The 13222-nt window shown below is 71.3% G+C and carries 8 protein-coding genes and 1 tRNA gene; 7 read left to right on the top strand and 2 right to left on the bottom strand.

The genetic code is table 11. The features are described 5' to 3' along the window. Nucleotides 1-2: 2 nt before the first annotated feature. Both IE239_RS24260 and IE239_RS24255 read left to right on the top strand, forming a co-directional pair. Entirely contained in the window at nt 3-236 is a 234-nt protein-coding gene (locus IE239_RS24260; protein WP_003976229.1) for a hypothetical protein, read from the top strand. Nucleotides 237-399: 163 nt separating this feature from the next. Next, nucleotides 400-472 (top strand) — tRNA-Ala (locus IE239_RS24255). A gap of 143 nt (nt 473-615) precedes the next feature. Here IE239_RS24255 and IE239_RS24250 read toward each other — a convergent pair. Together IE239_RS24250 and IE239_RS24245 are read right to left on the bottom strand one after the other, a co-directional pair. Next, nucleotides 616-2226 (bottom strand): NADH-quinone oxidoreductase subunit NuoF family protein, encoded by a 1611-nt coding sequence (locus tag IE239_RS24250; protein ID WP_190151490.1) that lies wholly within the window; start codon nt 2224-2226, stop codon nt 616-618. Continuing rightward, on the bottom strand, nt 2223-3536 hold the full coding sequence (locus IE239_RS24245; protein ID WP_190151489.1) for a ferric reductase-like transmembrane domain-containing protein: 1314 nt from the start codon (nt 3534-3536) through the stop codon (nt 2223-2225). Before IE239_RS24245 ends, IE239_RS24250 begins: the two co-directional genes overlap by 4 nt. Before the next feature lie 426 nt (nt 3537-3962). On the opposite strand from IE239_RS24245, the gene leuS reads away from it, so the two are divergent. The 5 genes from leuS (at nt 3963) to IE239_RS24215 (ending at nt 13163) form a co-directional block, all read left to right on the top strand. Continuing rightward, nucleotides 3963-6902 carry a leucine--tRNA ligase gene (leuS, locus tag IE239_RS24240; RefSeq protein WP_190151488.1) on the top strand — a complete coding sequence of 980 codons (2940 nt, stop codon included), beginning with the start codon at nt 3963-3965 and terminating at the stop codon, nt 6900-6902. A gap of 340 nt (nt 6903-7242) precedes the next feature. Beyond that, nucleotides 7243-7977: a hypothetical protein gene (locus IE239_RS24235; RefSeq protein ID WP_190151487.1), complete on the top strand. Its 735-nt coding sequence runs from the start codon at nt 7243-7245 to the stop codon at nt 7975-7977. Nucleotides 7978-8089: 112 nt separating this feature from the next. Beyond that, nucleotides 8090-8935, top strand: a complete 846-nt coding sequence (locus IE239_RS24230) for a DegV family protein (protein ID WP_190151486.1) — start codon at nt 8090-8092, stop codon at nt 8933-8935. A 305-nt stretch (nt 8936-9240) separates the two neighbouring features. After that, nucleotides 9241-10332 (top strand): ComEA family DNA-binding protein, encoded by a 1092-nt coding sequence (locus IE239_RS42315; protein ID WP_373308140.1) that lies wholly within the window; start codon nt 9241-9243, stop codon nt 10330-10332. A 146-nt stretch (nt 10333-10478) separates the two neighbouring features. Further along, on the top strand, nt 10479-13163 hold the full coding sequence (locus tag IE239_RS24215; protein ID WP_308435416.1) for a ComEC/Rec2 family competence protein: 2685 nt from the start codon (nt 10479-10481) through the stop codon (nt 13161-13163). The last annotated feature ends 59 nt before the right edge of the window (nt 13164-13222 follow it).

Below are 13222 nucleotides of genomic sequence, written 5' to 3'. Positions count from 1 at the left end.
CGATGGGTGCACACAGGCGAAAGTGCGACTGGTGCGGCAGCGGCACCCCGATCGTCCGTGACATGGAGCCGGTCAACCCCGACTACCAGTACTGGTGCGAGGAATGCGCCCGGGCGCTGATCATAAAAGGCGACCCGATCGAGACGTACCGGGAGCTGGAGGGTGAACCGATCTACGGGCGGCTCCTGGAGGAGCACTGCACGCTCAAGCGGTTCTATTCGTTCGTCACCGCTTGACGTCGTTCGGCGGAGATCGACGGCGTACCGAGGGCACAAAGAGAGGGAAAACGGACAGGTGGGAAACGATTTGGTGGTCCACCCCCCGTACCGGTAATGTTGGCGTCGCCGCCGGGGAGACCGGGCGACACGGTCGATACGCGGCTCAGCCGCCAGACCATGAGGGGCTATAGCTCAGTTGGTAGAGCGCCTGCATGGCATGCAGGAGGTCAGGAGTTCAATTCTCCTTAGCTCCACGGTAGATCCCGCCGGATCGGATGCGATCCGGCGGGATCTTTTTGTGTTCAGGGGCGGTGGGTGAACGCGCGAGGGGCCGCCTGTTCTCAGGCGGCCCCTCGTCATCGCGCTGTGTCGTCGTCCGACGCCGCGTGTCTCACCCTCAGCGTCCCAGGGCGCGGCGGCCGCGGCCCTGGGAGAGGACCGGGAGGTTGCGGGCGGGCGCCTGCGCGCGCGTGTCCTCCTCGATGCGCAGAGCCAGCGCCGGACAGCGACGCACCGCGCGTAGAGCCTTGGCCTCCGCGTACTGCGGCACCTTGGCCTGGGCCACGGTCGGGAAGCCGTCGGCGCCGAGCTGGAACACCTCCGGGAGGATGTCGGCGCACAGGCCGTGCCCGCGGCACAGCGTCCAGTCCACGAAGATCTTCTGGCGGCTGGAGCCGCTCTCCTCCGCCGCGGTGCCGCTCGTGATGCCCGCCGGGGCCGTGCCGGCCTCGAAGAGAGGCAGAACGCCCTCCACGGGCCGTCCGCAGCCGTTTCCGAGGACATGCGCGGCCAGGTCGTCGGTGAACGCCTTGATGGTCGACTCGAGGAACATCGCGGAGCCGTCGGGGTGCGAGCACGCCCCGCGCCGCTTGACGTTCTTGGCGACCTGCTTGAGCGCCTCCAGAGCGGCCGGGCCGCCTCCGTTGAGGATGTCCTCCATGCCGCGCGCGGCGGCCGGCAGACCGAGATAGCAGGGCCCGCACTGGCCCGCGCTCTCGTCGGCCAGCCACTGCGCCACGCGCAGCGACTCGCCCAGCGGGCAGGTCTCCTGGCTGATCGGCAGGATCGCGCCGGCGCCGAGCGCCCCGCCCACCGCATCCAGGGAGTTGCGGGAGACGATCGCCTCGTTGACCGTCGCCGCGTCGATCCACTTGCCGTGATAACCGCCGGTCAGCACGCCCTGAGGCACCGGCGGTGCGCCGGCGAGCTGAAGGACGTAACGCAGCGGAACGCCCGTGGGGACCTCGATCACCATCGGGCGTGCGACCGCGCCGGAGACCGTCAGCATGACGGTGCCGGGCTCGTCGTACAGGCCGGTGTTGCCGTAGCGCTCCGGGCCGATGCGGGCGGCGATGGCCAGCTGCGCGAACGTCTCGGCGTTGGACAGCAGGGTGGGCGCGCCGCCGACGCCGTTCTGCGACGCGCTGACCTTGCGGCCGGGCGGGATCGGCGGGCCGCCGTCGATGGAGCGGATCAGCGACGCGGCCGCTCCGGTGACCATGCGGATGGGGTTGCGCTGGACGAACGCCTTCAGGGCCGATCTACGGCCGTTGCTGAGGCCCCGCTCGGCGAGCGCGGCCTCCATGGAGCGCTGGGTGGATTCGCGGGTGACCCCCACCACGAGCGTGCGGGCACCCAACGCCTCCGCGACCAGCAGAGCGCCGTCCAGGATGAGATGCGGGGCACGGTTGATCAGCACCGTGTCCTTGCGGCAGGCCGGCTCGTCCTCGCTGCCGTTGACGACGACGACCGGCCGGACGCCGCGCTTGATCGCGGCCTCGGCGACCGAGCGCAGCTTCTTGTGGAAGGGGAAGCCCGCGCCGCCGCGGCCCTTGAGGTTGATGTTCTCGGAGAGCTTCGCGAGGGCCTCTCCGCCCAGGGGTTCGAGCGGCCCGTGCACCTTGAGGTGCATGGGCAGATCGAGTCGTTCGACAAGGTCGAAGCCCGACGTGAGCTGCGGAAGGCCGACCACGCGGACTTCTGGGACGTCGGGCAGGGCCTCGTTCACCTATAGCCTCCGGAAGGCGTGTTCCAAGGTTCGCCCGAACCCGGTGCGTCGAACGACGCGCCGGGCGATGGTTCACTGGCGGGACCGCTGTTGTACGTGTCGTTCTGGTTGTACGCGCCGTAAGCCTGATTCGTCTCACCGGTGTCGTACACGTCACGTGCCCCGTAGCCGCCGGCGCCCGAATTGCCATAGACCGGGATGTTGAATCCCGTGTCCTGGAGGGGGTCGTAGGCGGACGGCGGGGCCTCGCCGACCGGCGGCGGGGACGGTACCGGCCAGGTGCCCGAGGTGCTGCCGCCGGTGTCGGCCCGCGGGATCGCCTCCGTGGCCTGCTGCAGGTCGAACGGCATGGCCATGCGGGCCGTCTGGTCGGCCACATAGGGCTGCTGCTGACCGCGCGGGGGCGTGTTCACGGCGCGGTAGGCGGCCGCGAAGCCGTTGGCGGGCTCCGGGGTGGCCGGCGTGTCGTACAGCGGGGACGGCGGCGGAGCCATCCGCGTGGAGGTCATGGTGTCGGTCAGCGGCGACCGTCCGGAGCGGCTCTCGTAACCGGGCAGCGCGGACGATCCGGTCTCCGTCACGCGTGCGCGTGACGCCTCGAGACCGTCCATGGCGGAGCGGTCCTGCGTGCCCAGGACCGCGGTGATCCGGTCGGCGACCTTGCGCTTGAACGGGCGCGGCGCGGCGCGCAGCGCGAGGGCGGCCATGACCCCGACCAGGCAGAGCTCGTAGGAGATCATGAAGAACGGCTTGGCCGCGCGTCCGGCGAACAGGCCGTGGATGAGCGCGGCGCACAGCGCGGGGTAGGCCAGCATGTGCATGGCGCGCCAACGGGCGGCGACCTCGGCCGGTGCGGCGAACTGGTTGCGCAGCGCGCCGGTGATGCCCACGAAGATCATGAGCAGCGCGGCCAGCGAGCCGAGGCCGATGAGCCCGGCGCTGCCCTTGACGCCCAGGCTGAAGGGGATCAGTGCGGCGATCAGGACGGTGTGTTCCAGCGCCAGTTTGACCGTGATGTGCACCACGAGGAACGCGATGGAGCCCACGGCGGTCACACGGTGGATGCCCTGCGCGAGGATCCGCTGACGCGTGTTGAGGATGAGCCGGTCCTGGGCGACGAGGCCCCAGATGACCGAGCAGGTCAGGCATACCAGCGACAGGACGCCCGCACCGAAGTTGAGGAAGGCCTGCACTTGGTCGCCGCCGACCAGCACGACCACAGGTATGAGGACCAGGACGACAGCCGTCGCCAACCCGTAGACCGACCGGCCGGGCTTGGGGAGCGAGCTGTAACTAGGACGAGGGTTCATGGGGGCAACTCCGAGCAGTTTCGGGAAAGCGGTCCCGCTGCCGAACTCTAAGTGGCTCCATACCGATGGGTACGAGGTTTGAGTTATTGCGTTGTTATGAAACGACAATGCGGCTGGCGCGATGTCCTGTAGTGGCTGTTATGCGAGGTAACCATCGATCTTGGTACAGCTCCGACCCCCGTTCTCGGCTCCTCAACGTTGTCGCGACCATGCATACGTAAGTTCGTCGCGGCCTGCTCAAGGCCTGCGGTACCCTAACGCCATGCGTGCTGTACGCCTTCTGCTTAGCGAGCCGCGCTGATCAGTCCCGACCGCCGGTGAACGGACGGTTCGGAATCGGCGCGGCGTCCCCTCCTGTGCGAGGGGATTTTTCGTTTCCTGGACGACAAGCCGCTGGCAGAGACGATCGATGGAGCTTTGAGGACCATGAGCGAGACGAATCCCGCTGCCGCTGTCCCGGCAGAGGCCGCGCCGCACCGCTACACGGCTGCCATGGCCGCCGAGATCGAGGCACGCTGGCAGGACTTCTGGGACGCGGAGGGCACCTACGCGGCGCCCAACCCCGAGGGTGACCTGGCGGGTGACCCGGAGCTGGTCGCCCGGCCCAAGAAGTTCATCATGGACATGTTCCCGTACCCCTCCGGTGCGGGCCTGCACGTCGGCCACCCGCTGGGCTACATCGCGACCGACGTCTTCGCGCGCTTCCAGCGCATGACCGGCCACAACGTGCTGCACACCCTGGGCTTCGACGCCTTCGGCCTGCCCGCCGAGCAGTACGCCGTGCAGACCGGCACGCACCCGCGTGTGTCCACCGAAGCCAACATCGAGAACATGAAGGTCCAGCTGCGCCGGCTGGGCCTGGGTCACGACAAGCGCCGGTCGTTCGCCACGATCGACCCGGAGTACTACAAGTGGACCCAGTGGATCTTCCTGCAGATCTTCAACTCCTGGTACGACGCCGACGCGGACAAGGCCCGCCCGATCGCCGAACTGGTCGCCCTGTTCGAGTCCGGTGAGCGTGCCGTTCCGGGGCACACCCGCGCGTGGGGCGAGCTGACCGCCACCGAGCGCGCCGACGTCCTGAGCGAGTTCCGCCTGGCCTACGCCTCCGACGCGCCGGTCAACTGGTGCCCCGGCCTGGGCACCGTGCTGGCCAACGAGGAGGTCACCGCCGAGGGCCGCTCCGAGCGCGGCAACTTCCCCGTCTTCAAGGCCAAGCTGCGCCAGTGGAACATGCGCATCACGGCCTACGCGGACCGTCTGCTGGACGACCTGGACGCCCTGGACTGGCCCGAGGCCATCAAGCTGCAGCAGCGCAACTGGATCGGCCGCTCCGAGGGCGCCCGCGTCGACTTCCCCGTGGACGGCGAGCGGATCACCGTCTTCACCACGCGCCCGGACACCCTGTTCGGCGCCACCTACATGGTGCTGGCCCCGGAGCACCCGCTGGCCGACAAGTTCACCCCGGACGCCTGGCCCGAGGGCACCCACGACGTGTGGACCGGCGGTCACGCCACCCCGGCCGATGCCGTCGCCGCGTACCGCGCGCAGGCCGCCTCCAAGTCCGACGTCGAGCGCCAGGCCGAGGCCAAGGACAAGACCGGCGTCTTCACCGGCGTGTACGCGACCAATCCGGTCAACGGCGAGCAGGTTCCCGTCTTCATCGCCGACTACGTCCTGATGGGCTACGGAACCGGCGCGATCATGGCCGTCCCGGCACACGACACGCGTGACTTCGCGTTCGCGCGCGCCTTCGAGCTGCCGGTCACCTGCGTGGTCGAGCCGACCGACGGCCGCGGAACCGACACCTCGACCTGGGACGACGCCTTCGCCTCGTACGACGCGAAGATCGTCAACTCCTCCCACGACGACATCTCGCTGGACGGCCTGGGCGTGGCCGAGGCCAAGGCGCGCATCACGCAGTGGCTGGAGCGCGAGGGCATCGGCGAGGGCACCGTCAACTTCCGCCTGCGTGACTGGCTGTTCAGCCGGCAGCGCTACTGGGGCGAGCCCTTCCCGATCGTCTACGACGAGGACGGCGTCGCTCACCCGCTGCCCGAGTCGATGCTGCCCCTGGAGCTGCCGGAGGTCGAGGACTACTCGCCGCGCACCTTCGACCCGGACGACGCGAACACGTCCCCGGAGACGCCGCTGTCGCGCAACGAGGACTGGGTGAACGTCACCCTGGACCTGGGCGACGGCCCCAGGAAGTACCGCCGCGAGACCAACACCATGCCCAACTGGGCCGGTTCCTGCTGGTACGAGCTGCGCTACCTGGACCCGCACAACAGCGAGCAGCTGGTCGACCCCGGGATCGAGCAGTACTGGATGGGCCCGGGCGAGGGCCGGCCGCACGGTGGCGTCGACCTGTACGTGGGCGGCGCCGAGCACGCCGTGCTGCACCTGCTGTACGCGCGTTTCTGGTCCAAGGTCCTGTTCGACCTGGGGCACGTCTCCTCCGTGGAGCCGTTCCACAAGCTGTTCAACCAGGGCATGATCCAGGCCTACGTCTACCGTGACGCCCGGGGCATCGCGGTTCCCGCCGCCGAGGTGGAGGAGCGCGACGGCGCCTACTACTACCAGGGCGAGAAGGTCTCCCGGCTGCTGGGCAAGATGGGCAAGTCCCTGAAGAACGCGGTCACTCCGGACGAGATCTGCGCCGAGTACGGCGCCGACACGCTGCGCCTGTACGAGATGGCGATGGGCCCGCTGGACGTCTCGCGTCCGTGGGACACCCGCGCGGTCGTCGGCCAGTACCGGCTGCTGCAGCGGCTGTGGCGCAACGTCGTCGACGAGGCCACCGGCCAGGTGACCGTGGCCGACGTCGAGGACGCCGACATCGACGTGGACACCCTGCGGGCCCTGCACAAGGCGATCGACGGCGTGCGCCAGGACCTGGAGGGCCTGCGCTTCAACACCGCCATCGCCAAGATCACCGAGCTGAACAACCACCTGACCAAGGCGTACGGAGGCGGCGGGACCGCCGGCCCCTCGGGTGAGGGCGGTGGCGGGCGACGGCCGGGAGCGGTGCCGCGCAAGGTCGCCGAGGACCTGGTGCTGCTGGTCGCCCCGCTGGCCCCGCACATCGCCGAGGAGCTGTGGCGCCGTCTGGGTCACACCGACTCGGTGGTCCACCAGGACCTGCCGGTCGCCGATCCCGCCTACGTCGTGGACGAGAGCGTGACCTGCGTCGTGCAGATCAAGGGCAAGGTCAAGGCGCGCCTGGAGGTCTCCCCGGCCATCTCCGACGAGGAACTGGAGAAGGCCGCGCTGGCCGACGAGGCCGTCGTGGCGGCACTGGGCGGGGCCGGCATCCGCAAGGTGATCGTGCGGGCGCCGAAGCTGGTGAACATCGTTCCGGCCTGAGCCGCGTCGGCCCGGGCCTGCCGTCGCCCGGGACGCGCGTCTCGGTTCGCGGGCCGGTGCCTCGGCCCGCGGCTGTCCGGCCGGCTCGTCTGCTGGGGGCTGCTGCGTGCCGGGGCTGACCGGGGCTTGCGAGGGCTGAGGCGACCGGGGTGACGGGGGCGCCTGAGGCTTGAGGTACCTGAGTACGGGGGGTGCGGCGTCTGCGGCCGTCCCCTAGGGGGTTCATGCGGGCAGGTTCGGGGTTCTTCTGGAACTCCGGGCCTGCCCGTCTCGTTTACCGTTTGAAGTGCGGCGCGTCATCGCGGCGTGGATGTGTCCTGGCGGGTCGGAGGAGGAGCCGGTGGAAGCAGTGATCACTATCGTCGCCGTGCTCTTCGTGCTCTTCGTGACACTCGGCGTCTACGCCACGGTGAAGGTCGTCGGCGCTGCCAAGCGAGGCGTCGACCAGACCATCAACCAGGCTCGTCGCACGGTCGAGGACCACACGCTGCGGGCCAAGTCCTTCGCCCAGCTCGGCCCGGCCGGCGAGATCGCCAAGCTGCGGCTCGCACTGCGCACGTCCGTGCGGGCCACGCAGGACGCCCTGCACGCGGGCGCCGCCGAGGACGAGTCGCTCAAGGAGTCCCTCGGCCTGTTCCAGCGGCTCAGCGCGCACGGGCACGAACTGGACGCCGAACTCAAGCGCCTGGAGTCCGAGCCGGACCGCGCCACACTCGCCCAGCGGCTTCCCGCACTGCGGGAGCGCACCGAGCGCATCGTCGCGTCGGCGGACTCGCTGCGCTGGGCGGCCCGCGACCGGGCCCGCCGCTTCGCCGAGGACGATCTCGACTCCCTCAGCACCCAGATCGACCTCGAGGCCGGAGCCCTGCGGCACTGGACCACGCCGCAGTCCCCCCAGTCCTCGCGGCCGTGGCCCGAGACGCCCGCCTCAGACACGGCGACAGAAGGACAGACCTGGCCGGAGACCCCCGGTGCGCAGCCCGCGGAGGAGCCGAACCGGCCCGCCATCAGCCCTGCGGCACCGCGCCCCACCTACCCCTGGCAGAAGAAGCCGCGCCCCGAGAGCACCACCTGACACGCGCGCGTGTTTCGGCGTCGCCAGGCGTGGTATTTGATTCGGTCAAGGGCGGTCCGGCTGCGAGGGCCCGGGCTGCCGTGCGGGGCCTGCGCCAGGTAGCCTCCAGGTCATGTCCCGCCATGTCGCTATCGTCACGGATTCAACGGCCTATCTGCCGCAGCGGACGATGGAGCGCCACGGCATCACCGCGGTGCCGTTGACCGTCGTCCTCGGCGACCAGGCCCTTGAAGAGGGCAGCGAGATCTCCACCCGTTCCCTCGCCCAGGCACTGCAGAAGCGACGCCCCGTCACCACCTCGCGCCCCAGCCCTCAGGTCTTCGCCGAGACCTACCGCAAGGTCGCCGAGTCCGGGGCCACCGGCATCGTTTCCCTTCATCTGTCCGCCGAGTTGTCCGGCACCTACGACGCGGCCGTCGTCGCGGCGCGTGAGGCGTCCGTGCCGGTGCGGGTCGTGGACACCGGCATGGTCGCGATGGCGCTCGGTTTCTGCGCGCTCGCGGCCGCCGAGATCGCCGGGACGGGCGGCACGGTCGACGAGGCGGTCACCGCGGCGGAGAAACGGGCAGCCGGCACGTCCGCCTACTTCTACGTCGATACCCTCGACTATCTGCGCCGCGGCGGCCGGATCGGCGCCGCCCAGGCCCTGCTGGGTTCCGCGCTCGCCGTGAAGCCGCTGCTCCAGCTGACGGGGGGCCGCATCGACCTCCTCGAGAAGGTGCGCACGGCGTCGAGGGCGATCGCCCGCCTGGAGGAGATCGGCGCCGACCGGGCCGGAAATGCACCGGTCGACATCGCGGTGCATCATCTTGCCGCTCCCGACCGGGCGTCCGCGCTCGCAGACCGTCTGCGCTCACGCGTGCCCGGACTCGTCGACCTGCATGTCAGCGAGGTCGGAGCGGTGATCGGGGCGCATACCGGACCAGGGCTGCTGGGCGTCGTGGTCTCACCGAAGTGAGGGCCCTCCTCACCCGTCCGGGTGGTGGAGTTATCCACAACACGCTGGTCGTCCACCGGAATTGAGCATGATCATCGCGGTTCGGTGAGGTGCCGGATCCTCGTCGTATGGCACTTCGATCACGCTCACACGACACGAACGCGACCAGCGGCCCCGGCCGGTCTCCCGGTTCCGACGGCCGCTTCCCACGACGTCGTTCATCCGGCGGCGGACGGGGCGGGCGTCGCCACGACCATGCCTCGGTGGAAGAGAACCGTCGTCGGGCGGAGGCGCTGTTCGCCGAACGGGTCCGTCCGCAGCGGGACATGGCGAGGGGACAGCAGTCCGGTGGGGGTGGCGACGGTGGGGGCGGTGGAGGAAGCGGGGGTGTGAGGGCGGGTGCCGATCAGAGTGTGGGGGAGTCGGGGGCGGGACCGGGTTTCGGGCCGGGTTCGGGGCTGGGCGTGGGCTCACGCGGGAGACGGCAGGAGGAGGCGGGCGCGGACGCCCAGGTGGGGCGCGAGTGCGCAGACGGCGCATGCGGTGCGTATGCCCGTGCCCTTGCCGGTAGCGATGCCGGCGCCGATGCCGGCGCTGATACCGACACCGATACCGACGCCGGTATTGCCGTCGGTGCCGAGGGTCGTGTCCATGACGGTCCGGCTCCTCGTGGGGTGGCGGTGTGGCAGGAGCGGGCCGGGCTTGCGCTCCGGGAGCGGATGCCGGTGTGGTTGCAGACGCGCTGCGGACTGGAACGCAGGAGCGTGCTCGCGCTCACGGTGCTGTTGGCAGCCGCCGCTGTCTTCGCTGTTCAGCACTTCTGGGTCGGGCGGACCCAGACTGTCCGGGCACCGGAGGCGGTGCGTGCCGCGGCTCCGTATGACATGGGCCGGCGGAACTCGGCGACCGTGCCGCCCGGTGCCACGGGACCGCCGGGCCCTGGCGGCACAGCCGGGGCCGAGATCGTGGTGGACGTCAGCGGCAAGGTACGAAAGCCCGGGATCCATCGTCTCCCGGCAGGCTCACGCGTGGTCGACGCGTTGGTCGCGGCAGGTGGGGTGCGACCGGGCGTCGACACCGACGGTCTCAACCGCGCGCGCTTCCTCGTCGACGGAGAGCAGGTCGTGGTCGGCGGACCCGCGCCGGTCGGAGGGGCCGTGGCAGGATCGGGCGCGGCGGTGGGAGGGACGGGCTCCGGGGGCGCCGGCCCAGGAGGGGGACCTGCGGCTCCCGTCTCCCTCAACACGGCAACGGTGGATCAACTCGACACCCTGCCCGGCGTGGGGCCCGTGTTGGCGCAGCACATCGTCGACTACCGGGCACAGCACCGCGGTTTCCGCTCGGTGGACGAGCTGCGCGAGGTCAACGGCATCGGCGCGCGACGCTTCGCCGACCTGCGGAATCTCGTGCGGCCATGAGGCACGAGGACAGCGAGCACACGACGCCCCGAACCGACGGCTCCGGAACCGGAAGGCCCGCGGCGGGTGGCCCTGCGGTCAGGGGCAGGGCGGCGACCGCGGGCGTCGGAGTGCGGGCGACGCCCGGCTCCCGCACCCGTCGGACCGTGCACGCCGCCTCCGGCAAGCGACTCGGTGACGCACACCCGCGTCAGGAAGGTCCGCTGGATCTACGCCTTGTGCCCCCCGCCCTCGCGGCCTGGGTGACCGCCGTGTCGACGCTGGGCGCCTCGCCGGAACTGGTGGGCGGCCTTGTGGTCGTGTGCCTGCTGGCCGCCGGGGCCTTGCTGCTGGTGAGCCGGCGGCGCGGAGCAGACGTTGACGGGCGGCCGGGCGCCGTCCCGGGGGGAAGCAGGTCGAGGGAGCCGGCTGTAGGCACCGGAAGGGCCTGGCCCCGGGTCACCGTCGCCGCCTCGCTGCTGTGCGTGGCCGCGGCTGCCGCGTCGGCGGGGCTGCACGGGGCCGACCTGCGGAGGGGGCCGGTGCCGACGCTGGCACGGGAGTACGCGACCGTCACCGCCGAGGTGGAGATCACTTCCGATCCGCGGTCGGCCCGGCCCAGAGTCAGAGGCGACCACCTGACCCGCGACTCCGTTCTGATCGAAGCGGAGGTGCGCCGCGTCGAGGGGCCGGCCCGGACACCGGTGGCGACGCGGGCCCTGGTGCTGGTGATCGTGGACGTGGGATCGGGCCGGGACAGGTCGGGTTCGCGTAAGGGGCTCGCCGGCAGGGCGGGGTTCGCCGGTGGGACGGGGGCCGGAGGCGGGACGGCCGGGGACGGGACGGCCGTGCGCGGAGACGCGGAGCGCGGCCGGATCGGGGCTGATGGAGCAGGGGGTGCCGCTGGGAGGCCGGAGACGGCGTGGCTCGGGCTGCTGCCCTCGACCCGGGTGCGGGTGACCGGGCGGCTGGCGCTTCCGTCGGCCGCAGGGGACCGGATCGCGGCAGTCCTGCGGGTGCGCGACCATGCCGAGCCCGTGACGGTGCGGGAGCCGACGGCCGTGCAGCGGTCGGCGGGGCGGCTGAGGGCGGGGCTGCGGTCGGCTACCGACGGACTGCCGGCGGACGCGCGGGCATTGCTGCCGGGGCTGGTCGTCGGGGACACCTCGCGCATCACGCCCGAGTTGGACGAGGCCTTCAAGGACACGGATCTGGCCCACACCCTCGCCGTCTCCGGGAGCAATCTCACGATCATCCTCGCGTTGCTCCTCGGCCCGCCGGGCCTGGCCCAGCAGGTCGAGCGACGCGGGCTGGCGCCTCGGCTGGGCGTTTCTCTGCGGACTACCGCGCTGCTGGGCGGAGCGCTCACGCTCGGATTCGTCGTCGTGTGCCGTCCCGACCCCAGCGTGCTGCGTGCCGCGGCCTGCGGAGCGATCGTGCTGTTCGCCCTGGCGACCGGCCGCCGCAGATCACTCGTCCCGGCGCTGGCGACGGCGGTTCTGCTACTGGTGCTCTACGACCCCTGGCTGGCCCGGAGTTACGGGTTCCTGCTGTCCGTCCTGGCCACCGGGGCGTTGTTGATGCTGGCGCCGAGGTGGAGCGCCTCGCTGCGACGGCGCCGGGTGCCACCGCGGCTCGCGGAGGCGCTGGCAGCGGCAGGAGCCGCTCAGGCTCTGTGCGCCCCGGTCGTCGCGGTGCTGTCGGCGCGGGTGAGTCTGGTGGCGGTGCCCTGCAATCTCCTGGTGGAGTTCGCGGTCGCGCCGGCGACGGTGCTGGGCTTCGCGGTGCTGGCGACGGCGCCCGTGGCGATGCCGGTGGCCGAGGCGCTGGCCTGGCTGGCGAGTTGGCCGGCCGGGTGGATCGCGGGTGTGGCACGGGCCGGAGCGGCGCTGCCCGGCGCGGGTGTGGACTGGCCGGGGAGCTGGGGCGGAGCCCTGTTGCTCGCACTCGCCACGGCGGTCGTGGTGATGCTCGGAAGGCGCCTGCTGAGGCACCCCTGGCTGTGCGGACTCTGCGGGGCGCTGCTGCTGCTCGTGGTGGTGCAACCGCCGCCGCTGACCAGGATGCTCACGGGCTGGCCGCCGCCCGGTTGGCGACTGGCGATGTGCGACGTGGGACAGGGGGACGCGACCGTCCTCGCGGCCGGTGCGGGCGCTGGTGTGGTGGTGGACGCCGGGCCGGATCCGAAGCTGGTCGACCGGTGCCTGCGTGCGCTGGGCGTCACCCGCGTGCCGCTCGTCGTGCTCACGCACTTCCACGCCGACCATGTGACCGGGCTGCCGGGGGTGCTGCGGGGCCGGGCGGTGGGGGCGATCGAGACGACGGGGTTCGAGGAGCCCCAGGAGCAGGTGGAGTTCGTGAGGAAGGAGGCGCAGGCGCGGAACGTGCCCGTGGTGCGGGCCGTCGCCGGGGAGCGCCGAAGAGTCGGTGCTCTCGACTGGGAGGTGCTGTGGCCGCCACCGGGCCCCGCGCCGGAACCCGAGGGGCCGAACGACGCGAGCGTGACGCTGCTCGTGCGTTCGGCGGGCCTGCGGATGCTGCTGCTCGGAGATCTGGAACCCCCGGCTCAGCAGGCACTGTCGCGATCACCGGCGGCCGCGCTGGTGCGTGGAGTGGACGTGCTCAAGGTGGCGCACCATGGTTCGGCCTACCAGGACCCCGACCTCATACGAGCGGTGGCGCCACGGCTGGCGTTGATCTCGTGCGGCGAAGGCAACCCGTACGGTCACCCTGCGCCCAGTACGTTGGCGGCGCTGCGTGCGGGAGGCTCGGTCGTCATGCGGACGGACCGAGACGGAGCGGTGGCTGTCGTCGCGGATGCGGGCGGGGACATGCGGGTGGCGCAAGACTGAGGAGATGGATCCCGCACAGGCCGACCGAGAGGCTCCCGAGCCCTCCGTCCGGCGTTCCG

The sequence above is a fragment of the Streptomyces humidus genome, assembly GCF_014649655.1.
Classification (GTDB): Bacteria; Actinomycetota; Actinomycetes; order Streptomycetales; family Streptomycetaceae; genus Streptomyces; species Streptomyces humidus.
Note: the sequence above shows the minus strand (reverse complement) of the source record. Positions and strands in the feature narration are given on the sequence as shown.